A 25041-nucleotide genomic window follows, 5' to 3' on the forward strand; every position below is an offset into this window, starting at 1 on the left:
TAAATTTAGCTAGAAATTTTAATTTTCAGAGATAAGCGTCTTTTTCTTACACTTTGTGCACTCTATAAAAGTGCCTTTTTTTAGCTCTTTTTTAATCATATCGCCGCCGCATTCATCGCATTTTTGCGCGACTGGCTCGTAGTTTGAGATGAAGTCGCATTTTGGATAGTTGGCACATCCATAGAATTTACCGCGCCTGCTAAATCTCTCGACGATCTCGCCGCCACATTTTGGACATGGCACCTCAAGCTTTTTAAGCTCACGTTTTGGCTTAGCTGCCGTTGCAGAGCCAGTTTCTGCACTCTTTTCATTATCTTTTGCGACATTTCTTGAGTATTTGCATTTTGGGAAATTTGAGCAAGCGATAAATTCGCCGTATCTGCCCTTTCTAAGCACTAGCTCGCTTCCGCACTCTGGGCACTTCTCGCCGATCGGAGTGGCTGTTTTTAGGCTTTTTATGCCAGTTTTGCCAGCGCTTATTTTTTCCATAAATGGATAGTAAAAGTCGCTTAGCACCTTTTGCCAGTCAGCCTTGTCAAGTGCGATCTCATCGAGCTTTTCTTCAAGATGTGAGGTAAATTCGCTATCTACGATGTTGCTAAAGTGCTCCTCCAAAACGCCTATCATACTAAATGCGATCTCGTTTGGTATGAGCTGCTTTTTCTCGATCCTCACGTAGTCTCTTGATGTTAGCAGCGAGATGGTCGGTGCGTAGGTGCTTGGGCGGCCAATTCCTAGGCTTTCTAGCTTTTTAACAAGGCCAGCTTCAGAGTACCTGGCTGGCGGCTCGGTGAAGTTTTGCGTGCTTTTTATGCTTTGCAAGCTCATCTCGTCGCCCTTTTTTAAATTTGGCAAAATTTTATCCTTATCAAGCTCGCCATAAACCTTGTAAAAGCCGTCAAATAGCACCTTTCTGCCGCTTATCTTAAACTCGCCTTTTTCGCTTGCGACATAGACGTTTTGCGTTTGGCTCACACATGCGCTCATTTGGCAGGCCAAAAATCTATTGTAGATGAGCGTGTAGAGTTTGAGCGCGTCTTTTTCTAAAAATTTAGCGGCGATTTGCGGTGTGAAGTTTAAATTTGTAGGGCGGATCGCTTCGTGGGCTTCTTGCGCGCCTTTTGAGCTTGTCGTGTAGCTTATCGCTTTGGCTGGCAAGTACTCTTTGCCGTAGTTTTGAAGGATGTGCTCTCTAGCTGCTACGACGGCCTCTTTGGCTAAATTTAAGCTGTCCGTTCTCATATATGTGATCGCACCCATGAAGCCCTCGTTTGTTTGCACGCCCTCATAGAGGCTTTGCGCGATCATCATCGTCTTTTTAGGACTAAAGCCAAGGCGGTTGCTCGCACTCTGTTGAAGTGTTGAAGTCATAAATGGCGGACTTGGCTGGATCTTTCTATCCTTGCTCTCGATCTCACGGACGCTAAATTTCTCATTTTGTAAATTTTCAATGATGTATTTTGCGCGGTCTGGGTTTTGGATAGTTAGCTTTTCGATCTTTTGATTTTCAAATTTAACTAGCTCAGCGTCTAGGTCTTTTTTAAAAACGGTGTCAATGGTGTAGTATTCAACTGGTTTAAACGCCTGAATTTCACGCTCGCGATCGACTATTATCTTTAGCGCTGCACTTTGCACACGGCCAGCGCTTAAGCCTTTTTGTATCTTTAAATTTAAAAGCGGGCTTAGCTTGTAGCCAACGATGCGGTCGAGCAAACGCCTTGTTTGCTGGGCATTAACGCTGTTCATATCGACATGCCTTGGGCTTTTTAGAGCGTTTTGTATGGCGCTTTTGGTGATCTCGTGAAAGACGATGCGAGGCAGGCTGGTTGGCTCTTTGCCGATGGCATTTGCGATGTGAAACGCGATCGCCTCGCCCTCTCTATCCTCATCGGTCGCGAGGTAAATTTCATCTGCACCCTTAGCTAGCTCTTTTATCTCTTTTACGATGGCGGAGTGATCGCTACTGATGCGATACTCTGGGGTAAATTTATCATCCTCTATCTTGATGCCAAAGCTCGTTTTTGGCAGGTCTCTGATGTGGCCTTTTGAGGCGATGACGTTGTAGCTTTTGTCTAAGAAATTCTTGATAGTCTTTGCTTTTGCGGGAGATTCCACGATGATTAAGCTTTTCATTTATATATAGCCTTTGAATTTTTTGGCGTAATTGTAGCAGAAATAAAATCGATTAAGTTCATAAACTTTTTTGAATATTTTTAAATGTAATTAAATGTTTATAAAATGTATAATTTATGTGAGATTTACTTTTTATCTAAAAGCTAAATTTCTTAAAATATGCCAAAAATTAGGAGCAAAAATGCTATCAGGCGAGCTACTTAAAAGCCATTTTGCTAAATTTGATCTAGTGGCGATGCTTAGCGAGTTTTTAAAGCAATGTTCTTTTGATAAAGAAAAATTTCAAGCACTTAGGCGAGATGGCTTTAAAAGCTTAGATAAGAGCCAAAGAGAGGAGCTTCTTAAAATAGCAGGCTTTAAAGCGTATTTTGACGCGAAATTTCAGGGCTTTTTACGTGAGCTGATGCAAAGCAAGATCCTCGTTGTAAGTGGCGCGGAGTATAAATTTAGCGAGCTTGAAATTTACACCTGCTTTGATGCTAACACCTACAAAAGATCGTGCGAGGCGGGCGAAATTTACTTTCACAATTTTGGTTTTGACATCTCTTTTAAGAGCGAGCCAGCGCTTTATGGCGGCATTTTGGTAAGGAGCTTGAAGCCCTTAAATGAGCGAAATTTCATCTTTGGACCAAGAAAATGCGCCTTGCATATCTTAAATAGCAAAATAAGTAATTTAAATTTTGATCTAAAAGAGGCTGATTTTAGAGATGATGAGGTCGCTTTTACGCCAAGGATTAGATCGTTTAAAGATGAGAGTGAGCTTCAAAATGACGCTTTAAGGGCGATTAGTGGCGAGTTTAGAGGAGCACTTGAAAGTGCAAAAGAGTATAAAAAAAGAGTTAAAAATGCCTATAAAAAGGGGTGAAATTTATCTTTTTATCGGCTTTGAGGCTGAGAAATTTAGCCCCCAAGAGTTTTGGCTAGCTCGGGGCTTTGGTTTTACTTTATAACGGCTAGTTTGCCAGTGCCTGCGTTTTGATTTACCTCTTTTTGGACGTTTGAAGCTTCGAGGAGTTCAAATTTATATGGAGGCTCAAATGGCGGTTTGTCTAGCTTTTCGCAAACGCTGCCTTTTTTAGAAAGGTCTATGTTGCCGCTTTCAAAAATGGTGCCTTTGTTACATTTATAGCTTATCTTGACGCCATTTGTAAAGTAGTTGTTTTGAGCGTATACTAGCGAGCCAAAGCGCACGCCAATGGCGTATTTTTGGTTATAAAAGCCATCTTTTGAGTCGTAAAAGTTGTTATAGACGTGCACCTTTGCATTGCGTGCCATAGGTAGGCGTTGCGCGCAGTTGTCAAAAATGTTATGAGCGACCGTTATAGTTCTTGTTTCGCTGCTGCCGTCCGAGTCTCTTGAGCCTATTAGCATCGTTTTGTCGTGGTTTTCAAAGATGTTGTGCGAGATCGTGATAGCCGCACTATCCCCCTTGATGTCGCATAGTCCGTCATAAGTTTGCCATTTAGTAAGCTCTCCACCTGCTAAATGCACATGGCTAAGCTCAACAGTATCCTTAAAATGGCAGTGATCTACCCAGATGTTTTTGCTTGACTCTATGCTAACGCCGTCATATTGCGCGTTAAAGCCGTCATTTTTTTGTACATCTGGAAATGGATCAAAAGCATCTAGGATATTCATGTTGCGGATCGCGATATTTTGGACATTTTTTAGCAAAAATGAGCCACCTTTTATGCCTGAGTTTTCGCCTAGGCCGATTATCGTGGTATTGCTAGCTACTGGCACTACGATAAGCTTTTTGTATTCGTTGGCTAAATTTTTGCGAAGCGCTGCTAGCTTTGGATCTTGCGAACCATCTAAAAATGCATGGCACGAAGCGCCGTAAGCCTGCATAAATTTAGTATAAGTGTCAAACTCACCACCGCTAATCTCACTTATAAATTTATCCAGCCCATCGCTATTGCCATTTTGCGGGATCTTGCCTTCGCTAAGGTCTATGAGCCCATCTATGTATATAACGTAGCTGTCCATTTTGGCATATTTTATGAGCTCTTGCCTATCTTGAATGACGACTTCTTTACTCTCTTTGCCGGCGTATCCGCCAAAATTTTGCTCAGCTCCAATGCTAGCGTAACCAAAGGGCGAGTCGCTTGCTTTTATCTCGCCAGCTTGTGTCTTAGCACCAAATGCAAATAACGCGCCAGCGGCGAGAAACAATATCTTTTTAAACATCTTTAGCCTCCTAAATTTGGCTTTTTATTTTTGATATTTTATTGTGAATGTCGCTGTTAAATTTAGTGCAATTTTTAAAAAGATAAATTTTACGCGAAAAATATCTCGCTTTTTAGACGAAGCAAACATAGATAGGCACTTAGCACGCTTTGCTCTCTAACGTAGTTGCGCTCCCCTTTTAAAAGCAGCCTCTCAACCTCGATATTGCCGTTTCTATCGCCAGCTGCGACATATACCGTGCCAACTGGCTTGCTAGCTGTGCCTCCACCTGGTCCTGCTATGCCACTTATAGCAAGCGCAAAGTCCGCATTTGTCGTGCTTAGCGTGCCTTTTACCATCGCTTTTACGCAAGGCTCGCTCACGGCTCCGTAAGTATCTAAAATTTCATCCTCAACGCCCAGCCATTCGTGCTTTATGTGATTTGCATAAGTTACCAAGGAGCCATCAAAGCTAGCTGAGATGCCGCCATATCTTGCAAATTTAGCCGCCGCAAGCCCAGCCGTGCAAGACTCAGCAAATGAAATTTTAAGCCCATTTTGCATGAGCTTTTTTGCTACAAATTTGATCACATCTTTTTGCGGGATAAATTTTTGCGAAAATAGCGTTTTTACCCCTTGTAAAAAGCTCTCGATCTGGCCAAATTTATTGCTTTTTGCCCTTACTAGTATCAAATTTGGCAGGATCTGCGCAATAGTGATATCGACCTCATAAGTTTTAGCAAGTGGTAGCATAAGGATCTTCGCGCTATCTGCGTCGATGTCTATTAGATGAAAGTAGCTAAAATCAGGCTCATATTCGGTTAGAAACTCGCCTAGCTCTTCATTTGGGTTGGCTTTTATGAGATTTATCTGGGCGTTATTTAGGCTAGCTAAAAAGCTATTTTTAGAGTAGTCTAAGCTATCTTTAAGCGCAAGTGTCGTGCTATCTTTTAGCTCGAGTGAGCCCCCAGTTAGCGTCGCTACGATCTTTGCGGCGATGGCAAAATTTTCATCCGAGCCAAAAATGCTTACAAAGTCGTAATCTTTTGATAAATTTTCGATGATAAAAGGTAGCTCTTTGCTATTTTTTGGAGCAAAACTGACCACTCCAAGCTCGCCAAAATGATCCTCGTAACTTTGAAAAATGTAGTTTAGAAATTCTCTATTTATCTCAAGATCTTCGCCTATTATCAAGATACTTTGTCTCATTTTTAAGCTCCTTTTTTTGCCTCATTATACTATTTTTCAGTGTGATTTAACCAGCACAGGTGTAAAATTAGCAAATTTTAAAATCAAGGTAAAAAATGGACTACAAAGAGACACTTTTACTCCCAGAGACAAATTTCCCGATGCGCGGAAATCTCCCACAAAATGAACCACAAAGACTAAAATCATGGTATGAAGAGCGCAAGGTTTATGAAAAAATGAAGAAAAATCGCCAAAATGCGGTTAAAAACTTCAATATCCACGACGGCCCTCCGTATGCAAACGGACACCTTCACATCGGCCACGCATTAAATAAAATTTTAAAAGATATCATCACAAAAACGCACTATTTTTACGGCGAAAACGTCCGCTATGTGCCAGGCTGGGATTGCCATGGCTTGCCTATCGAGCAGCAAGTCGAAGTTAAGCTTGGCGATAAGAAAAAAGAGCTTAGCAAGGTCGAGATCAGGGAGCTTTGCAGGCAGCATGCGAGAGAATTTATAGATATCCAGCGAAATGAATTTAAAAGCCTTGGCATCATCGGCGACTTTGAAAATCCATACATGACGATGAAATTTGAGTTTGAGGCTGACATCTACAAAGCGCTTTGCGAGATCGCTAAAAAAGGCCTTTTGATAGAGAGAAGCAAGCCAGTTTATTGGAGCTGGGCGGCTAGATCGGCACTAGCTGAGGCTGAGGTCGAGTACGAGGAGAAAGAGGACTACTCTATTTACGTAGCATTTGAGCTTGATAGCGACGCGCTAGAAAAGCTTGGCGTAAAAGAGGCAAGCGCTGTCATCTGGACAACCACGCCTTGGACGCTTCCAGCAAATCAAGCCATAAGCCTAAAACCAGATGAAATTTATGTGCTAACGGCTGAAAATTTGATATTTGCAAAGCCACTACTTGAAAGCGTTGTGCAGAGTGGCCTAAGCAAGGGCGAGATCAAAAAAGAGTTTAAATCAAGCCTGCTTGAAAATACCCACGCGATAAATCCACTAAACGGCAGAAAGTCTAAATTTTTACTAGGTGATCACGTCATGATGGACGGGGGTACTGGACTTGTTCATACAGCTCCAGGTCACGGCGAGGACGACTACTACGTCTGTTTGAAATATGGCTTTAGCGAAATTTTGATGCCAGTTGATGATGGAGGCTGCTACGATGAGAGCATAAAACATCACGGACTATTTAGAAGTGACGTGGTAGACGAGTTTGTCGGCATGCACATCTTTAAAGCAAATGAGAAAATTTTAGAGCTACTTGGCAAAAGCTTGCTTAGCGTCTCTAAATTTAGACACTCTTATCCATTTTGCTGGAGAACACACAAGCCTGTAATTTATAGAGCCACAAAGCAGTGGTTTATCGCTATGGATGAGGCTAAACTAGGTGGAAAAACGCTTAGACAAACAGCGCTAAAAGAGCTTGAAAAGGTTAAATTTTACCCAAGCGTAGGCATAAAAAGAATAGGCTCGATGATAGAAAATCGCCCAGACTGGTGCATCTCTCGTCAGCGTGACTGGGGCGTGCCGATCGCGTTTTTCAGAGATAAAGCGACAAAAGAAGTTATATTTGATAGTGAAATTTTAGACCACATCGTGGCTATCTTTAAAGAAAAAGGCGCTGATGCGTGGTGGGCGCTAAGTATAGATGAGCTTTTACCAAAGGGCACAAAATACAAGGCTGAGAATTTAGAAAAAGTTATGGACATCCTTGACGTTTGGTTTGATAGCGGCTCGACGTGGCATGCGGTCTTGCAAAGTGACAACTACGACGCTGGCAAATACCCTGCAAGCATGTATCTTGAAGGCTCAGACCAGCACCGCGGCTGGTTTCAAAGCTCGCTTCTAGTAAGCACAGCTATAAATTCTCACGCACCTTATGAGAGCATCCTAACTCACGGCTTTACTGTTGATGCCAAGGGCGAGAAGATGAGCAAGAGCAAGGGCAACGTCATCGCTCCACAAGATGTAGCCAAAACTCACGGCGTGGAAATTTTACGCCTTTGGGTTGGTATGAGTGATTATTCAAGCGATTTAAAAATAAGCGAAGATATATTAAAACAAATAAGCGAGCAATACCGCAAAATCCGCAACACTATACGCTTTTTACTAGCAAATGTAAATGATCTTGAGAGCTTAAATACAGAATTTAACATCCTTGATAAATGGATATTAGCACGTGCTAAAAAGGTCTTTGATGAGGCGAGTGCTTGCTTTAAAAATTATGACTTTTCAAAGGGCTTTAACATCCTTTTAAATTTCCTATCAGCCGATCTTAGCGGCGTATATCTTGATGTATGCAAAGATAGGCTTTACTGCGACGCAAAAGACGCACCAAGAAGAAGATCAGCTCAAAGCGCAATGGCGATCATCGCAAAGGCACTTTTGCCACTCATCGCTCCAACGCTTACTTACACCGTTGATGAGGTGATGGACTACGCTCCAAAGATCATCAAAGGCGAGGCAAAAGACGCGTTTGACTTAGTTTATGAGCCTATCAAATTTGATCTTAGCTTTGAAGATGAGCTGCTTTTTGCTAGCAGGGAGAAATTTAACGAGATTGTGGACGTTCTTAAAAAGGATAAAAAGATAAAATCAACTCTAGAGCTAAGCCTAGAGACCACAAACCACAACATCACAGGCTACGACGAGCGCGAAGTGGCCGATCTTTACATGGTAAGCTCGGTTAGAGCTTATGATGATAGCGAGCCATTAGCTGAGTTTGAGCTTGAGGGTGATAAATTTAAGATCATAGCAAGCAACCTTCACAAATGCCCAAGATGCTGGAAATTTAACGCTAGCAAAGAAGATGCGCTATGCCCAAGATGTGAAGAGGTCATAAGTGCTAAGTGAGCCAGTAAGTGCAACTATCATAATAGCAACGATCGCTGCGGTGGTCGTTGTTAGCTTATTTGGCATATTTTTGGTTAATAAATTTAAAGGATAAAAATAGTGGTAACTTTAAAAGAAGCTTTGAAATTTTCAGCTGAAGAGATAAAAAATTTAAGAGCCGAGCTTGAGGCAAAGATCATAAAAGAAAAAGAGCTTGGCGCTTATGTCGAGCAGCTAGCAAATTTAGAGATCGCAAAACTAGGCGAGGGCGTGCCTATCGCTATAAAAGACAACATCCAAGTAAAAGGCTGGAACGTCACGTGCGCTTCTAAAATTTTACAAGGCTACGTAGCACCATATAATGCAACTGTCATAGAGAAGCTACTTAGCAAAAATTTAGCTCCATTTGGCCGCACAAATATGGACGAATTTGCGATGGGAAGCACGACTGAGAGCTCATTTTATGGCAAAACACTAAACCCACTAAATCACGCTCACGTCCCAGGTGGCAGTAGCGGTGGCTCGGCAGCAGCAGTCGCAGCTGGCCTTGCAGTAGCCGCACTTGGTAGCGACACTGGTGGCTCGATCCGCCAGCCAGCGGCATTTTGCGGATGCGTAGGACTTAAGCCAACTTATGGCAGAGTGAGCAGATACGGCCTTGGTGCCTACTCAAGCAGCCTTGATCAAATAGGACCTATCGCTCAAAACGTAGAAGATGCAGCCATTTTATATGACGCGATCGCTGGACACGATCCAAAAGATAGCACGAGCGCAGATGTGCCGTTTGTGAGCGTTAGCGACAAGATAGATGGCAACAAAAAGCTAAAAATTTGTGTCATCAAAAACTACGTCGAAAACGCAAGCGAGCAGACAAAAGCTGCTTTAAATTTAGCGATCGAGAAGCTAAAATCACACGGTCACAGCGTAACTTACACAAATTTTGAAGACTCAAAATATGACGTCGCTGCCTACTACATCATCGCAACCGCAGAGGCGAGCGCAAATTTAAGCCGCTACGACGGCGTGAGATATGGCAGACGCGCAGAAGCTAGAAATTTAAAAGAGCTATATGTAAATTCGCGCTCAGAAGGCTTTGGCGAAGAGGTAAAAAGAAGAATTTTACTTGGTACATTTGTACTAAGTAGCGGATACTACGATGCTTACTACATCAAAGCGCAAAAAGCAAGAGCGCATATAAAAGCTCAGTACGAGAAAATTTTGGAAGAAAATGATCTCATCTTCATGCCAGTTGCTCCAAGCACAGCTTATAAATTTGGAGCACACAGCGATCCACTTCAAGCCTATCTAAGCGACATCTACACGATCAGCGTAAATTTAGCAGGCCTACCAGCTATCTCTGTGCCAGTTGGCAAAGATGATCAAAATTTAAACGTAAGCGCCCAGCTCATCGCAAAAGCGTGGGACGAACAGACCTTGATAAATGGTGCTAAGAGCCTAGAAAATTTAATAAAAGGATAAAAATATGAAGATAGTAAAGAGAGCTTTAACATTTGAGGATGTGCTTCTTGTGCCGCAATACTCTGAAATTTTGCCAAAGCAAGTTGATGTCAAAACCAGGATCAGCAAAAACGTCACGCTAAATATCCCGATCGTCTCTGCTGCGATGGATACGGTGACTGAGCATAGAACTGCTATCATGATGGCAAGGCTCGGCGGTATCGGCGTCATCCACAAAAATATGGACGTCGAAAGCCAAGCAAAAGAGGTCAAACGCGTTAAAAAAAGCGAAAGTGGCGTCATCATCGATCCTATCTTTATAAATCCAGAAGCAACCGTGGCTGAAGCTCTAAGCCTTATGTCAGATCTTCATATTTCAGGCGTTCCAGTCATCGACAAAGACCGCAAACTAATAGGAATTTTAACAAACCGCGATTTGAGATTTGAAACAAATATGAGCACTTTGGTAAAAGACCGCATGACAAAAGCACCGCTTATCACTGCACCAAAGGGCTGCACGCTTGATGATGCGGAGAAAATTTTCTCTCAAAATAGGGTTGAGAAGCTACCTATAGTCGATAAAGATGGCAGACTTGACGGACTTATCACCATAAAAGATCTAAAAAAACGCAAAGAGTATCCAAACGCAAACAAAGATAGCTACGGCAGACTTCGCGTGGCTGCGGCTATTGGCGTGGGTCAGATAGACCGCGCTAAAGCACTTGTTGATGCTGGCGTAGATGTCATCGTCATCGACTCAGCTCACGGCCACTCAAAGGGCATCATCGACACTTTAAAAGAGATAAAAGCAAATTTTAAAGTCGATGTCGTAGCTGGCAATATCGCAAATCCAGCAGCTGTAAAAGACCTAGCAGAAGCAGGAGCTGACGGCATAAAAGTGGGCATTGGACCAGGATCTATTTGTACCACAAGGATCGTTGCTGGTGTTGGCGTGCCTCAAATTTCAGCGATTGATGACTGCGCAAGCGAAGCAGCAAAATATGGCATCCCAGTTATCGCAGATGGTGGTTTAAAATACTCAGGCGACGTGGCAAAAGCCCTTGCAGCAGGTGCGGCTTGCGTTATGGCGGGAAGCTTGCTTGCAGGTTGCGAAGAGAGCCCAGGCGAGCTTATAACATTCCAAGGTCGCCAGTACAAAGTATATCGCGGCATGGGCTCAATAGGCGCTATGACAAAGGGCAGCTCTGACCGCTACTTTCAAGAGGGCACCGCTCAAGACAAGCTTGTGCCTGAAGGCATCGAAGGCCGTGTGCCATTTGCTGGCAGCATAAAAGATGTGATCCATCAGCTAATAGGCGGCCTAAGAAGCGCTATGGGCTATGTCGGCGCAAAAGACATCCCAACTCTTCAAGAAAGAGCTGAATTTGTCGAGATAACAAGCGCTGGACTAAAAGAGAGCCACGTCCACGACGTAGTTATCACTCACGAGGCACCAAACTACAAAGTTAATTAGTGTTAGACCTGCAAACTAGAACTATTAAATTTAACGAGCCACTCTATCTTGAGAGTGGCCGTATGCTATCAAATTTCAAGCTTATTTATGAGACTTACGGCACGCTAAATGCTGATAAAAGCAACGTTATCGTGATCTGTCACGCCCTAACTGGCTCACACCACGCTGCTGGCACATACGCAGGCGATGAGAAAGCTGGCTGGTGGGACGGGCTAATAGGCAGCAAAAAGGCGGTTGATACGGATAAATTTTATGTTATTTGCGTGAATATCTTAGGTTCGTGCTTTGGCTCGACCTCGCCGCTAAGTGTTGATCGAAGTAGCGGCAAAGAGTATAGGCTAAATTTCCCAGTCCTTGCTATAAGTGACGTAGTAAAGGCGCAGATGAGGCTATTTAGCGAGCTTGGTATCACAAGAGCAAAAGCCGTGATAGGCGGCAGTCTTGGCGGTATGCAGGCACTTTGCTACGCTATCGAGTTTCCAGAATTTGCGCAAGATATCATAATGCTAGCAAGCACCTACCAGACAAAGCCTTGGGCGATAGCGTTTAACAAGATCGCCATCGAAGCCATTTTAAACGATGAAAATTTCAAAAATGGCGAATATGACGCAGAATTTATAAGAAAAAATGGGCTAAAAGGTATGGCTTATGGCAGGATGGCAGGGCACATCAGCTTCTTAAGCCCTGATAGCATGGATAAGAAATTTGGACGGAGCTACGTCGAAACTGACGGCCTTTACGATCTTTTTGGACATTTTCAGGTCGATCGCTACATGGAGTATAACGGCTACAACTTCCCAAAGAGGTTTGACCCACTAAGCTACCTATACATCGTAAAGATGATGAATATCTTTGACTGCACAAGGCACTATGATAGCCTAAAAGACGCCCTTGCGCCGATCAAAGCAAATTTGCACCTTATCGCATTTAAAGGCGATCTACTCTTTCCGCCAAGCTGCATGAGAGAAATTTATGACGCACTTTGCGAAATGGGCAGAGGCGCAAAGACAAATTTTGTAGAGATAGATAGCAACTACGGCCACGACGCCTTTTTGGTCGAGATAGAAAAATTTGATGGATATATAAAAAATATATTAAAAGGATAGAAAATGGAGCAAAAAGAGCAAAGTTTTGAAGAGAAATTAGCCCTAGCTGATAAAATTTTAAACGATTTAAACAAAGATGATGTGAGCTTAGAAAACAGCATAAAGCTGCACGAGCAGGGCAAAAATCTCTTAAATGAAGCAAGAGAAATTTTAGAAAACGCAAAACTTAGCATAAAGCAGGTGGATGATGAGTAAAATTTGCGCCCTTCAGCTACCAACGCAGCCTTTGAGCGAGGCAAGGCTTGATTATTACCTTAAAATTTGCGCGGATGAAAATGCAAGGCTGGTTGTCCTTGGCGAATACGTGCTAAATAGCTTCTTTAAAGAGCTTGCTAGCATGCCAAAAAGCCTCATAAAAGAGCAAAGCGAGCGCAAAAAAGAGGCGCTATTTGCGATGGCAAAAAAGTATGATCTAAACATCATCGCACCTATCATAAATTTAAAAGGCAAAGAGATTTTTAAGAGCCTAGCTAAATTTAGCCCAACTCAAGTAAAGCTATACGATCAGCAAATTCTCATGCCTTATGCGCACTGGAACGAGGCAAAATTTTTTAGCAACGCAAGCGAAGAGCTAAATTTACCTATCTTTACCTACGATAAATTTAAGGTTGGCGTCATGTTTGGCTTCGAGGCGCACTTTGACGTGTGCTGGGCGTATATGAGCGCTAAAAAGGTCGATATCGTGCTTGTGCCAACGGCTTGCACGTTTTTTTCTCAGGCGCGCTGGGAGGAGCTTTTAAAGGTTAGAGCCTTTACAAACAACCTCTATGTGCTTCGCGCAAATCGCGTAGGGAGCCACAAGAGCGAGGATGAGCAGTGGAGTTTTTACGGCGACTCGATGCTTATTAGCCCATTTGGCGAGGTTAAAAACAGGCTTGGCAAAAATGAAGAGATGATGATCGATGAGCTTAGTAAAAAGGAGCTTAGCGAGGCTAGAAGCACCTGGGGCTTTATGCAGATAGAGGCTAAATTTAAAAGATGAAGCGCTGCGCCTGGGCTGAAAAGAGCGAGTTTAGCAAGAGCTATCACGACTGTGAGTGGGGCAGGGCGGTCAAAGATGATAAGAAATTCTTTGAAATGCTCATTTTAGAGGGCTTTCAAGCAGGTCTTAGCTGGGACTATGTGCTACGAAAAAGAGCCGGGCTTGCTCAAATTTTAGATGGATTTGACGCAAAAAAGATCGCAGATTATGATGAAAATAAGCTTCAAAGTCTTTTAAGCGATGATAGAGCGATCAAAAACCGCCTTAAATTTTACTCTCTGCCAAAAAATGCCAAGGCTTTTTTAGAGCTTTGTGCTGGGTTTGGTTCGTTTTATAACTACATCTATAAATTTACAAATGGCAAGCGCGTCATAAATGACATAAAAAGCGCCAAGGACATGCCAGCAAGTAGTGAGCTCTCAGAGCGCATCTCAAAAGATATGAAAAAGCGCGGCCTCAAATTTGTAGGTGCTGTGATCATCTACTCGTTTTTACAAGGTGTTGGTGTCATCGATGATCACGAAAATGAGTGCTTTTGTAAAGGCAAAATTTAAGCTCGCCGCAACTGTAACCTTAATGTAAAATAAATAATTTTAAGTAATTTTTATCATAAATGATCCTATAATTTTAGTAATCACAAAAGGTTTAAACTAAGGTGTAAATTTAAAATTTACAGGCTTTAGCGTAATACTAAAAAGGAGACGCTATGAGTAAAGTTTCTAGACGTGATTTCATAAAATTTGGTGCTGTTTCAGCTCTTGCTGCAAGCGGAGTTTATGCGAGCGATATGCCAGTCTTTAGAGATAAAGATGTCAAATTTGACGAGGAGTGGGATGTCGTTATCATCGGTAGCGGTTTTGCTGGCCTTGCAGCTGGCATCAAGGCAAATGAGCGAGGCAACAAGGTTCTTATCTTAGAAAAAATGGGACGAGTTGGCGGCAACTCTGTGATAAATGGCGGAATTTTTGCCGTGCCAAACAGCGAACTTCAAAAGAAAAATGGAGTCAAAGACTCAAAAGAGCTTTTCATCTCAGACTGCGTCAAAGCTGGCCTTGGGCTAAACCACGTGGAGCTTCTTGGCATCCTTGCTGATAGAGCGGTCGATACTTTTAACTTCACTGTAAAACACGGTGCAAAATACCTAGACAAGCTACTTCTTGAGGGCGGACACAGCGTGCCAAGGACTTACTACACTGAAAATACAAGCGGCTCTGGCATAGTTCAGCCACTAGCTGAGACATTTAAAAATTTACAAGGATGCGAACTAAGAACAAGGTGCAAATTTGATGAGTTTGTGACTGATGAAAATGGCGCAATAGTAGGCGTTGCGGTGCGAAATGACTATAAATTTGATAAAAATCTATTTAGCGATGATAAAGAGAACAAAAGCGGCGAGCGTAAATTTATAAAGGCTAAAAAGGGCGTCGTGCTAGCAAGCGGCGGCTTTTGTAGCGATAAATTTTTTAGAAAGCTTCAAGACCCACGCGCAGTGCCTGAATTTGACACCACAAACCACCCAGGAGCGACTGCAGGAGCTTTGATCTCAGCCCTAAAAATAGGCGCTTTGCCTGTTCAAATCGGCTGGATACAATACATCCCATATAAATGCCCTGACGAAAAAGGCAACGGCATCACAAGTAAATTTGCCTCACAAGCTGCCTTTAGATACGGCATCTCAGTCGATCCAAAGACCGGCAAACGCTATATGAACGAGTTAGCTGACCGCAAGATAAGGGCTGATGCTATGTTTAGGATCATTGATACTAAAAACGACAGCTATCCTATAAATTTATGCGACTCAGTAGCTGCTGCAAAGCTAGTCGAGAGCGACGTTGCAAATCCTATGAAAAACGGCGTCATAATGAAATTTGACACGCTAGCAGATCTTGCTAAATACTACAAAATGCCAGCTGGCGAGCTAGAAAAAACAGTTGAGAGATACAACGAATTTGTTAAAAAAGGCAAGGATGAGGATTTTGATAAGCCAATCAAGCTAACTGATGGCATCACCATCTCGCAAGCCCCATTTTACGCTATGCGTGGCGCTCCAAAGCTTCACCACACAATGGGCGGCGTGAAGATCAACACCAAAGCTCAGGTGCTAAACATCGACGATGAGCCGATCAAGGGACTTTACGCTGCTGGAGAGGTCACTGGTGGCACACATGGAGCTAGTAGGCTTGGTAGCTGCGCGATACTTGACTGCTTGACATTTGGCATGATAGCTGGGGAGAACATCTAGATTTACTCGTGCTAAATTTGGAGGCAGTTTATCTTACCTTTGGCTTAGGTAGGCGATACTAGCCTCCAAATTTATCAGTGCAGAGATTAAAATTTTGTTTTTTATTAGTAAATTTAAAAACTTTCATTCGCTCACAAGAATTGACTACTAAATTTTGGCTTCGCTTACAGCTTAGCTCAAAATTTAGAGCCGAAATTGCTCGCTCATGAAATTTTAAAATTTACAAATCACTAAACCTGTTCGAAGCACAGCAATCTCTAACGTGCGAGGGGTTTAGGGGATTTAAAAAAATGATAATTTTATTTCGGAGTGAAATTTGAAACGAAGTGAAGTTGAGAGATATATAAAAGAGAAATTTGACATTTTAGGTGAGCAAATTTTCCCAAAGTATCCAAAATTTAGTGTCTTTCGTCACAAGGAAAACAAGAAGTGGTTTGCGCTACTTATGCAGCTAAGCGCTAGCAAGCTAGCTCTTGAAAGTGACGAGATGATCGATGTTTTAAATCTAAAATGCAGTCCAGATCTAGCCATGGTGCTAGTTGATGAGAGGCAAATTTTTAAGGCATATCATATGAATAAAAAGCACTGGATAAGCGTAAATTTAAACTCCAAAATCTCACAAAAAACAGTTTTTGACCTGATAGAAGAGAGCTTTGTCTTAAGCAAATAAAAGCCATTTTCAGCCTTAAATTTAGTAGTTTTTGTTAAAATCACGAAAAACTTAAGGATAAAATTTGCAAGAGCTAAACAACGAGATCAAAAAAGTCCATTTCATAGGCATCGGCGGCATCGGCATCTCAGCCATCGCTAGATTTTTACACGAAAAAGGCCACAAGATAAGCGGCAGCGACATCAAAGAGAGCAAGACGACGCTTGAGCTTCAAAATGAAGGCATCGAGGTCATCACGCCACACTGCAAAGAGGCGATAAAAGACCAAGATTTTGTGGTCTATTCAGCCGCGATAAAAGAGGACAACATCGAGCTAGTGGAGGCCAGAAGAAAGGGCATAAAGTGCTTTTCAAGAAAAGAAATTTTGCCTTATGTGCTTGAAGATAAGTGCGTTTTTGCAGTAGCTGGCGCACACGGTAAGAGTACTACTTCAGCGATGCTAGCAAGCCTAATAGAAGGCTCAGTCATTATCGGCGCTATCTCAAAGCAGTTTGGCTCAAATATGCGCTACGCAAAGAGCGATAACGTCGTATTTGAGGCTGATGAGAGCGACTCAAGCTTTTTAAACTCAAACCCATATCTAGCCATCGTCACAAACGCAGAGCCAGAGCACATGGAGCACTACGACTATGATCTAGCTAAATTTTACGCAGCATACAAGGGCTTTTTGGAGCGCGCAAAGGTTAGGGTGATAAACGCTGAGGACGAGTTTTTAAGCACTCTTAAGCTTGATGCGATCAGGCTTTATCCAAGCAGTGATATCACCGAGCTAACGATGGTGGTAAGAGACTATCAGCCATACACCAGCTTTAACCTTAAAAATTTAGGCAAATTTGAAGCTTTTGGCATGGGCGAGTACATCGCCATAGACGCATCTTTGGCTATCCTTGCTGCTATGCATGAGACACCGCTTAAAGATATTAGAGAAAATTTATTAAATTTTAAAGGCATAAAAAAGCGCTTTGACATACTTAGCGCAAATAAAAATTTCGTCCTAATAGACGACTACGCACACCATCCAACCGAGATAAAAGCGACGCTAAAATCAGTCTTTGAATACGCCAAAATTTTAGGTATTAAGAGCGTCACAGCGATATTTCAGCCACACCGCTACACAAGACTTAGCACAAATTTACCTGGCTTTAAAGAGTGCTTTAAGGGCGTTGATGAGCTTGTTATCTTGCCAGTTTATGCAGCCGGAGAAAATCCGATCGAAGTTGATATGAAGAGCGAATTTAGCGAGTATAACCCGATCTTTACAGACAAGGTCGAGAGGGTTGAAGAGGGGATAGAATTTACAGATGAATTTGGCGTGAAAAACCGCCTAAGTGACGGCATCGTAGTTGGCTTTGGAGCGGGCGATATCAGCGTGCAGCTAAGAGGCGGATATTAATGGATCTAAGCACTTTCAAGCCTCAAGATGAAAATGAAATTTTAAAAGAGATAAAAGAAAAAGAGCTTAGCGAAGAAGAAATTTCAAGCCTTATAAATTTAGGCAAAAAAGATATCTTGATAGCCCTTGCAAGGTCGCAAAAGCTAAGTAGCACCCAGATAAAGGAGATGCTGCCAAATGCCCCTTATCTAGCCGTTTGCTTGCTGGTTGAAAAGCAAGATATCAGCGAGGTTAGGGCTGAAATTTTAGAAAAGATCAAGCTTCACCCTGAGCTTTACAAAGAACTCATCGCAAAGTATAAAGGCGTGAAATGGTAAGAAATTTGATAATAATCGCCGGCGTGATGCTACTTTTTGGAGCGATCTGGGCGATAAAAGATGAAAAGATCAGCAAAGGCGTTAAAGTGCTCGTTAGCGCGGTGCTTGTAGCTATCCTTGTTTGTGTCTATTTTTACGAAGAGAATTTATCAAAAAATGAGGACGCCATCTCAAAGCTAGTTAGCGATTTTAAACAAGGCAAAACACTAAAATGCGGCGAATACAACGTGAGCGCTGAGAAATTTAACTACGAATTTGGCACAGCGTCATTTTTAGCTAAAAGAGAATTTAGCGATCTCTCAGGCGTCATCGTGCCTATAAAAAGTTGTGAGCAATGACTGAAGAGATATTTTTAAAGCTCGATCTGGGCGAGTATTTAGAGAAATTTAACTCCTTTTTAGCAAGGCAAAAACCGCTATTTTTACAAGGCGACAGCAAGATCCACTTTGAAAACATTAGCGAGCTTTCAAAGTATGATTTTAAGGCGCCTGACGAGATAAAAGAGCTTGATGACGCGCTTATGAGACTTAGCAAGCAAGCAGTGCTTCACATCAGTGAAATTTACGAGTTTGCAAAGATCATTAAGTATTTTTCATATCTAAAAAAGCAAAAATTTGAAGGTAGGCTTGGCGAGTGGATCGCAAAGGTTGAAATCCCTGAAGCGATGAGCCAGATGGCAAACAGCTTTGATGAAAACGGCGAGTTTAGCGACAGCGTGGATGAGAGATTTTACGCGATAAAGCAGGCTTTTAGCGAGAAAAAGCGCCAGATCGACGCTGAGCTTAAAAAGCTCATCTACTCAAAGCACATCACACCCTATCTAGTCGATACCCAGACGCACTATATCAACTCGCAAGAGGCACTTTTGGTGCGTGGCGGCTTTAATCACGCCCTAAAAGGCACCGTGATCGCTAGAAGCTCAGGCGGCTACTTCTACGTCGCACCTGCAAGCACTGAGCGCCTAAAAAAGGAGCAAAGCGAGCTACTTGATAGAAAAGAGGAGATCATTTTTGAACACTGCAAGAAATTTAGCCTGCAGATGAGCAAGAACCTGCTCTTTTTGAAATTTATAAATAACGCTTTTGATCAGTTTGACGCATATCAGGCTCGAGTAAATTTGGCTAGATCGCGTGACTATGAGTTTGTTTTGCCAAATAGCTCACACGTTATCAAACTTGAGAAATTTGCCCATCCAGCGCTTAAAAACCCAAAAAGCGTGAGTGTGGATTTTAGCAAAAAGGTGCTTCTCATTACCGGCGTAAATGCTGGTGGTAAGTCGATGCTTTTAAAATCGATCATCTCAGCCACGCTGCTTGCAAAGTATCTGCTACCTATGCGTATCGACGCAAACCACTCAAGCATCGGCTCTTTTAAAGAATTTGACGCGATCATTGAAGATCCGCAAAGCGTGAAAAACGACATCTCGACCTTTGCTGGCAGGATGGTGCATTTTGCAAGGCTTTTTACTAAAAAATCGATCATCATCGGTATCGACGAGATCGAGCTTGGCACCGACTTTGAGGAGGCTGCGAGCTTGTATGGTGTCATGATAGAGCGCCTCATCACTCAAGATATCAAAATGATCATCACGACCCACCACAAGCGCCTTGCGATGTTGCTAGCCAAGAATCCAGAGGTTGAGCTAGTGGCGGCACTTTACGACGAGGCGGCTCAAAGGCCTAAATTTGAGTTTTTAAAGGGCACGATCGGCAAGTCTTACGCCTTTGAAACTGCAGCAAGATACGGCATATCTCAAAATTTAGTGGCTCAGGCAAAGAAAATTTACGGCGAAGATAAAGAGAATTTAAACGAGATCATCACAAAGACGCTAAATTTACAAACCAAGCTTGACGAGGGCATAAAAGAGGTCACGGCAAAAGAGGAGCGGCTGGAGCGCTTGCTTGAGGAGCAAAAAGAGCTAAAAGAGAAAAATGAGATCAAGCTAAATGCGACTATTTCGCGCCTTGAAAAAGAGTATTATGAAGCGATAAATGCGGCAAAAGCTGTTATAAATTTCAAGGATATAAAAGACAAGCAAAGGGCGCTAAACGTGGCAAATGAGAAAAAAGCTGCCATCGTTAAGCCTAAAAAAACTGAACGCGAGAGCCTAAAAGTAGGCGATAGAGTGAAGTATGAAAATATTAAAGGCACTGTTTTAAGTATCTCTAAAAATGACGCGATGATCGAGTCAAATGGCATAAATTTGCGCGTGCCACTCGAGCTTTTAAGAAAAAATGGCAACGAAGTAGTCTTGCCTAAAAAAGGTGGCGTAAGTTTAAGTGTCGATAAGCCAAAAACGGCCTCGCTCTCGCTTGATCTGCACGGCATGAGAGCTGACGAGGCGATAGCAAAGCTTGATAAATTTATCTCAGATAGTCTTGTTATGGGATTTGATGAGGTTAGCGTATTTCACGGTATCGGCACTGGCAAGCTTGCCTTTGCGGTTAAAAATTTCTTAAAAGAGCATCCAAGCGTGAAAGAATTTCACGATGCACCGGCAAATCAAGGCGGATACGGTGCAAAGATCGTTAAACTTTAATTTAAAGCAAAAGTTAAATTTTATTTAATGATAGTTATAATTTGAAAGCCTTAGCCATAGGAAAGGGAGTTTAATTTTATGTCTGAAGATTTACAAAAAAAAAGTATAAACAATGTCAAAATTATTGTTATTGTTATGTTTGTATTTTTTTCATTCTTTATGATTGAAAATTTGGTTGTTTTTTATTTTAAATATAATAGTGCTATTGCCTCTAATGGCTATGATATTAGAAAAAAGACAGAATATTTAACATATCAGTTTGTAAATTACTTTAAAAATGCTAGTAATTTAAATGTTGCAAATTTTCAAAATTATATAAATAATAGTGCCATTGGAAATGTAACCTTACTAAAAGACAATGATAAAAATGGTTTTAAAATCGTGGCAGCTTCGGATGCAAGTTTAGTCGGAAAAGACTATGATGATAAGGAATGTGGAGATATATATTCGCATGATTTTCAAAAAGATTATTTCTTAGCTGAAATCTTACCTGAAAATAGTGTAAAAGTTTGTATGTTTGTGCCTATAAAAGACTATATTTTAGGCTTTAAGGCAAATATCGATCAAAGAATTGTTGGTTTTAGTGATAGGTACTTTTATCAGTGGTTTTTTCAAAATATGTATAGAACATTTTTTATAAGTTTTGCTGGGTTAATTATCGGCCTTATCGTAAGTTCTTTATTTATTATCAAGTATAAAAGAATTGTATCCGACTATGATAAATTAAAAAAAGATAGTGTTGAAAAGATAGCTGATTTAAATGAGAAACTGTATATTGATCCGATGACAGGACTTTTAAATAAAGCTGCACTCACGAGAGATGTAAATGAGTATAAATATCCAAAAGTGATACTTATGGATATCGATGATTTTGGCAAGATGAACGACTACTACGGCAAATACGTTTGCGACCAGATATTAAAACAGATGGCAAATCTCATCAAAGAATTTGCCAAAAATGAGAATATGAAGGCTTATTGTATCGAGGCGGACAGATTTGCTTTGGTTGAAGATAATAACGACTTTATCGACAGATACGAGGAGCTAGCTGAAAATTTACTAGAGATCTTTAAAGGTAGGATGCTTAGCATAAAAGATGAAAATGGCGTAGAGGTCGATGATATAGAAATTCACAACACCATAGGCTTTGCGCTTGATAGCGACCAGACTTTAAGAAAGGCGACCATCGCGCTAAAATCAGCTAAGACGCTTGATAAAGACTATGTTTGCTACTTTAAAGGGCTAAGCCAAAAGGATGAATACGCAAATCAGATCGAGCGCTCAAAGCTGATCCAAAACGCTACGATAAACGACAACATTGTGCCGTATTTTCAGCCGATATTTGACGAGAAAAAGATCCCTATAAAATATGAATGCTTAATAAGAATTTTAGACCGCGACGACGTCATCTCGCCAAGTGTATTTTTGGATATCTCAAAGCGTATCAAGCGTTATGCAGACCTTGAAAAACAGCTCATTAAAAAGTGCTTTGAGCACCTCACTGAAGATCCAAATTTGGTTCTTTCTATAAATTTAAGCAGCCGAGATATGATAGATGGCGACGTCTCTGCGATGGTTTTAAATTTACTAAACAAGCACAATGTCGCTGGCAGGATAGTTTTTGAGATAGTCGAAGACGAGGAGCTAAAGAGTGCTGAGCGCGTCTCAGTCTTTATCGAGCGAGCAAAGAGCATGGGCGCTATGATAGCGATTGATGACTTTGGTTCTGGCTACTCAAATTTCTCTTACATCATAAAGATCAAGCCAGACTACGTGAAGATCGATGGCTCTATCATCAAAGACATCGATATCAATAAAGACTCATACGCCATCGCAAGCGCGATCGTGGCATTTGCAAAGGATCTTGGCATAAAAACGATCGCAGAGTATGTTCATTCTAAAGAAATCTTTAACGTCTGTAAGGAGATAGGCATCGACGAATTCCAGGGATTTTACTTGGGAATTCCTTCTAAAAAGGCGTTTTAGTGGTAGTTGGCTTTTTAAAAGAGCTTTTAAGCTTTCGCTCTATCACGCCAGATGATGCAGGCAGTTTGGAGTTTATCGCTAAATTTTTGCCTGATTTTGAGGCTAAATTTATAGAAAAAAACGGCACAAAAAATCTCATACTTTCTAAAATTTATGGAGACGGCGAACATCTAGCCTTTGCAGGACACGTTGATGTCGTGCCACCAGGCGATGGCTGGGAGAGCGAGCCATTTACCCCGCTAGAAAAAGATGGCTACATCTACGCAAGGGGTGCGCAGGATATGAAAAGCGGCGTGGCTGCCTTTGTTTGTGCTGCTAAAGAGGCTAAATTTGATGGCAAGCTAAGCCTCATCTTAACAAGTGACGAAGAGGGCGATGGCACTTACGGCACGCCTTTAGCACTTGAATATCTGCGTGAGATAGGGGATCTGCCAAAATTTTGCGTCGTGGCTGAGCCAACTTGTGATAAGAAATTTGGCGATAGTATAAAGGTCGGTAGACGTGGCTCGATAAATGGCAAGATCGTGATAAAGGGCGTTCAAGGTCACGTGGCATACCCAGAAAAATGCATAAATCCAGTAAATTTAATAGCTCCACTTTTAAGTAAGATAGCTGACCACGATATGGACGGAGGGAGCGAGTTTTTTAGCCCAAGCAAGATCGTGGTGACAGACATTCGTGGTGGCATGCAGGTTTGCAACGTCACGCCAAGCGAGCTTAGCATAATGTTTAACGTTAGAAACTCAAATTTAACCGATGTAAATGACGTTGAGAGCTATCTTAGAAGCGTTTTAGATGCGCTTAGTTACGAGCTTAGTATAAAGCAAAGCTCGAAGAGATTTTTAACGAACAAAGACAGTAAGATCGTAAGAAATTTAATGGCATCTGTTACAAAGATCACCGGCGTTACGCCACTTTTAAATACAAAGGGTGGCACGAGCGATGCTAGGCACTTTGCAGAATTTGGCGTAGATGCGATAGAATTTGGCGTCATAAATGACCGCATACACGCCAAAAACGAACGAGTTAGCGTTGATGAAATAAATAAACTTTATGAAGTTTTTAAAGACCTGATAGAAAATTTTCAATAATCTCATTTGTTGTCAAATAGTTAAATTTAAACATCATCGCTGGCGTTGTTGGCTTGTTTGCTGGCGTCTTTGTAGGGCGAACTTTTAAGAAAAATGGCTACCTTTTACCTGAGAGCGAAACCACTGCAAAGGCGATAGGATTTTTGCCAACTATCACTGCTATTTTACTTTTGATAGCACTTGTTTTTGGCATAAAACTTGGCGAAAATGGCGCATTTTGCAAAGAAGTAAATTTTGCTCAGTGGGAGCTATCAGCAAAATTTTCGAGCGTGACTTTTGATGTTTTATGGCATCTCTCTATTATCATCTGCGCAAGCATCACAAATTTAGTGCTAAATCAATACAAATTTGACTTTGAAATTCAGCTCTTTTTGTTTTAGGCATGGGCGCAGGTGCTGCTATAAGCCACAACTTCGTGCTTGAAAGCTCAGGAGAGCTGACATCACACTTTTTGCTCCTTAAGCTGTAGTAGCCCTTACATCTACGCTATTTACGTTGGATTTTTCACTAAAAATCGTAATTAAATTTGACTGCTTTTGCAGGTTTTTGCTTATAAATTTTAAATTTAAATTTTAGAGAAATTTAGCCACCAAAGTGGCTAAATTTGAAGTTATCTTAGAATTTGAATTTTTGCTTTTGCGCGGAGTTTTTCGAAGTAATCACTCATTAATTTTTCTTGCTCACCTTGGTAAAGCTCGTTTATAACATTATCTTTTACATCAGCAAAGCTTGGTGTGTATGAGCCGATCTTCTCTTTTACCAAAAACATATCAAAGCTGTCAGGTCCTTGCAAAGGCTGTGTGTAGTCGCCGTTATTTGTGCTTGAGATGATCGCAGCAAGTCTTGGATCTATGCTTTGATAGTCCAAACTAACCTCTTGTGTTTGCACGCCGTCTAGTAGCTTTGGACTTGTCTTTTGAGCTTCAAGCAGATCAGGGTCTTTTGCTCTATAAACTACGACTCTAGCGGTGCTAAAGACCTTAAATTTATCAGGATTAGCGTCAAAATACGCCTTTGCTTTTTGCTCATTTATGTTTTTGCCAGCCTCGGCAGCTATGCTTTTATAAAGTTTTTCTTGAAGCATCTTGTGCTCTAAGTTGTTTTTAAAGTCCAAAAAGTCCATGCCTTGAGCTTGGATAGAGCTTCTAAACTGTGAATTTGTCATACCATTTTGCTTTGCGATCGCCTCGATCCTGTCGTTTAGCTCAAAAGGTGTCACGCTTAAATTTAAGTTTTTTATCTGCGCATCTTCAAGCCTATCTCTGATAAGCAAATTTAAAGCATCCTGCTCTGTTGTCTTTAGCTGTTCCTTCAAACTATAAACCTCGTAAAGCGTGATAGGCTCGTTCTCCACGATAGCTGCGATGCCGTTTATCATCTGAGCTGAATATAAATTTAAGGCACTTAACACGCCAGCAGCCAAAAAGAGCAATTTTTTCATA

At 41.6% G+C, this 25041-nt stretch carries 21 protein-coding genes; 17 read left to right on the forward strand and 4 right to left on the reverse strand.

Translation table 11 applies throughout. The features are described 5' to 3' along the window. Window positions 1-18: 18 nt before the first annotated feature. Window positions 19-2133 carry a type I DNA topoisomerase gene (topA, locus tag CYO90_RS02555; RefSeq protein ID WP_103578339.1) on the reverse strand — a complete coding sequence of 705 codons (2115 nt, stop codon included), beginning with the start codon at window positions 2131-2133 and terminating at the stop codon, window positions 19-21. Window positions 2134-2314: 181 nt separating this feature from the next. Here topA and CYO90_RS02560 point away from each other — a divergent pair, with 181 nt between their 5' ends. Next, window positions 2315-2998: an ABC transporter substrate-binding protein gene (locus CYO90_RS02560; protein WP_103578340.1), complete on the forward strand. Its 684-nt coding sequence runs from the start codon at window positions 2315-2317 to the stop codon at window positions 2996-2998. Window positions 2999-3072: 74 nt separating this feature from the next. Here the strand turns inward: CYO90_RS02560 and CYO90_RS02565 are convergent, their stop codons facing one another. After that, a complete protein-coding gene (locus CYO90_RS02565) occupies window positions 3073-4323 on the reverse strand; it encodes a pectate lyase family protein (RefSeq protein WP_103578341.1) in 1251 nt (416 codons plus the stop codon). 89 nt (window positions 4324-4412) lie between these two features. Further along, on the reverse strand, window positions 4413-5510 hold the full coding sequence (locus CYO90_RS02570) for a CinA family protein (RefSeq protein ID WP_103578342.1): 1098 nt from the start codon (window positions 5508-5510) through the stop codon (window positions 4413-4415). Between the two features lie 95 nt (window positions 5511-5605). Between CYO90_RS02570 and ileS the strand changes: the two genes are divergently transcribed. The 16 genes from ileS to CYO90_RS02650 all read left to right on the forward strand — a co-directional run bounded on the left by ileS (window position 5606) and on the right by CYO90_RS02650 (window position 23979). After that, window positions 5606-8362, forward strand: a complete 2757-nt coding sequence (gene ileS, locus CYO90_RS02575; protein WP_103578343.1) for an isoleucine--tRNA ligase — start codon at window positions 5606-5608, stop codon at window positions 8360-8362. A 99-nt stretch (window positions 8363-8461) separates the two neighbouring features. After that, window positions 8462-9820, forward strand: a complete 1359-nt coding sequence (gatA, locus tag CYO90_RS02580) for an Asp-tRNA(Asn)/Glu-tRNA(Gln) amidotransferase subunit GatA (protein ID WP_103578344.1) — start codon at window positions 8462-8464, stop codon at window positions 9818-9820. Window positions 9821-9824: 4 nt separating this feature from the next. Next, complete coding sequence (guaB, locus tag CYO90_RS02585) at window positions 9825-11273, forward strand: IMP dehydrogenase (RefSeq protein WP_103578345.1); 1449 nt, start codon at window positions 9825-9827, stop codon at window positions 11271-11273. Next, complete coding sequence (gene metX / locus CYO90_RS02590; protein ID WP_103578346.1) at window positions 11273-12379, forward strand: homoserine O-acetyltransferase MetX; 1107 nt, start codon at window positions 11273-11275, stop codon at window positions 12377-12379. The genes guaB and metX overlap by 1 nt, the downstream gene beginning before the upstream one ends. A 3-nt stretch (window positions 12380-12382) precedes the next feature. Further along, on the forward strand, window positions 12383-12574 hold the full coding sequence (xseB, locus tag CYO90_RS02595) for an exodeoxyribonuclease VII small subunit (RefSeq protein WP_103578347.1): 192 nt from the start codon (window positions 12383-12385) through the stop codon (window positions 12572-12574). Continuing rightward, a complete protein-coding gene (locus tag CYO90_RS02600) occupies window positions 12567-13361 on the forward strand; it encodes a carbon-nitrogen hydrolase family protein (RefSeq protein ID WP_103578368.1) in 795 nt (264 codons plus the stop codon). Before xseB ends, CYO90_RS02600 begins: the two co-directional genes overlap by 8 nt. Continuing rightward, window positions 13358-13915 carry a DNA-3-methyladenine glycosylase I gene (locus CYO90_RS02605; protein ID WP_103578348.1) on the forward strand — a complete coding sequence of 186 codons (558 nt, stop codon included), beginning with the start codon at window positions 13358-13360 and terminating at the stop codon, window positions 13913-13915. Before CYO90_RS02600 ends, CYO90_RS02605 begins: the two co-directional genes overlap by 4 nt. A 152-nt stretch (window positions 13916-14067) precedes the next feature. Further along, a complete protein-coding gene (locus CYO90_RS02610; RefSeq protein ID WP_103578349.1) occupies window positions 14068-15603 on the forward strand; it encodes a flavocytochrome c in 1536 nt (511 codons plus the stop codon). Window positions 15604-15919: 316 nt separating this feature from the next. Then, complete coding sequence (locus CYO90_RS02615; protein WP_103578350.1) at window positions 15920-16273, forward strand: MmcQ/YjbR family DNA-binding protein; 354 nt, start codon at window positions 15920-15922, stop codon at window positions 16271-16273. Between the two features lie 85 nt (window positions 16274-16358). Next, the gene (murC, locus tag CYO90_RS02620) at window positions 16359-17666 is read left to right on the forward strand and encodes a UDP-N-acetylmuramate--L-alanine ligase (RefSeq protein ID WP_103578369.1); all 1308 of its coding nucleotides are present in this window, start codon (window positions 16359-16361) and stop codon (window positions 17664-17666) included. Next, entirely contained in the window at window positions 17666-17983 is a 318-nt protein-coding gene (locus tag CYO90_RS02625; protein WP_103578351.1) for a hypothetical protein, read from the forward strand. The genes murC and CYO90_RS02625 overlap by 1 nt, the downstream gene beginning before the upstream one ends. Beyond that, a complete protein-coding gene (locus CYO90_RS02630; protein WP_103578352.1) occupies window positions 17977-18321 on the forward strand; it encodes a hypothetical protein in 345 nt (114 codons plus the stop codon). Before CYO90_RS02625 ends, CYO90_RS02630 begins: the two co-directional genes overlap by 7 nt. Beyond that, entirely contained in the window at window positions 18318-20522 is a 2205-nt protein-coding gene (locus CYO90_RS02635; protein WP_103578353.1) for an endonuclease MutS2, read from the forward strand. The genes CYO90_RS02630 and CYO90_RS02635 overlap by 4 nt, the downstream gene beginning before the upstream one ends. A 381-nt stretch (window positions 20523-20903) precedes the next feature. Continuing rightward, window positions 20904-22508, forward strand: a complete 1605-nt coding sequence (locus CYO90_RS02640; protein ID WP_258030628.1) for a GGDEF domain-containing phosphodiesterase — start codon at window positions 20904-20906, stop codon at window positions 22506-22508. After that, window positions 22508-23599, forward strand: a complete 1092-nt coding sequence (gene dapE, locus CYO90_RS02645; protein ID WP_103578355.1) for a succinyl-diaminopimelate desuccinylase — start codon at window positions 22508-22510, stop codon at window positions 23597-23599. The genes CYO90_RS02640 and dapE overlap by 1 nt, the downstream gene beginning before the upstream one ends. Before the next feature lie 53 nt (window positions 23600-23652). After that, on the forward strand, window positions 23653-23979 hold the full coding sequence (locus tag CYO90_RS02650) for a hypothetical protein (protein ID WP_258030629.1): 327 nt from the start codon (window positions 23653-23655) through the stop codon (window positions 23977-23979). A 230-nt stretch (window positions 23980-24209) separates the two neighbouring features. On the opposite strand, the gene CYO90_RS02655 is transcribed toward CYO90_RS02650, so the two are convergent. Further along, window positions 24210-25040 (reverse strand): peptidylprolyl isomerase, encoded by an 831-nt coding sequence (locus CYO90_RS02655; RefSeq protein ID WP_021084537.1) that lies wholly within the window; start codon window positions 25038-25040, stop codon window positions 24210-24212. Window position 25041 lies beyond the last annotated feature (1 nt).

The sequence above is a fragment of the Campylobacter concisus genome, from assembly GCF_002913745.1.
Lineage (GTDB): Bacteria > Campylobacterota > Campylobacteria > Campylobacterales > Campylobacteraceae > Campylobacter_A > Campylobacter_A concisus_R.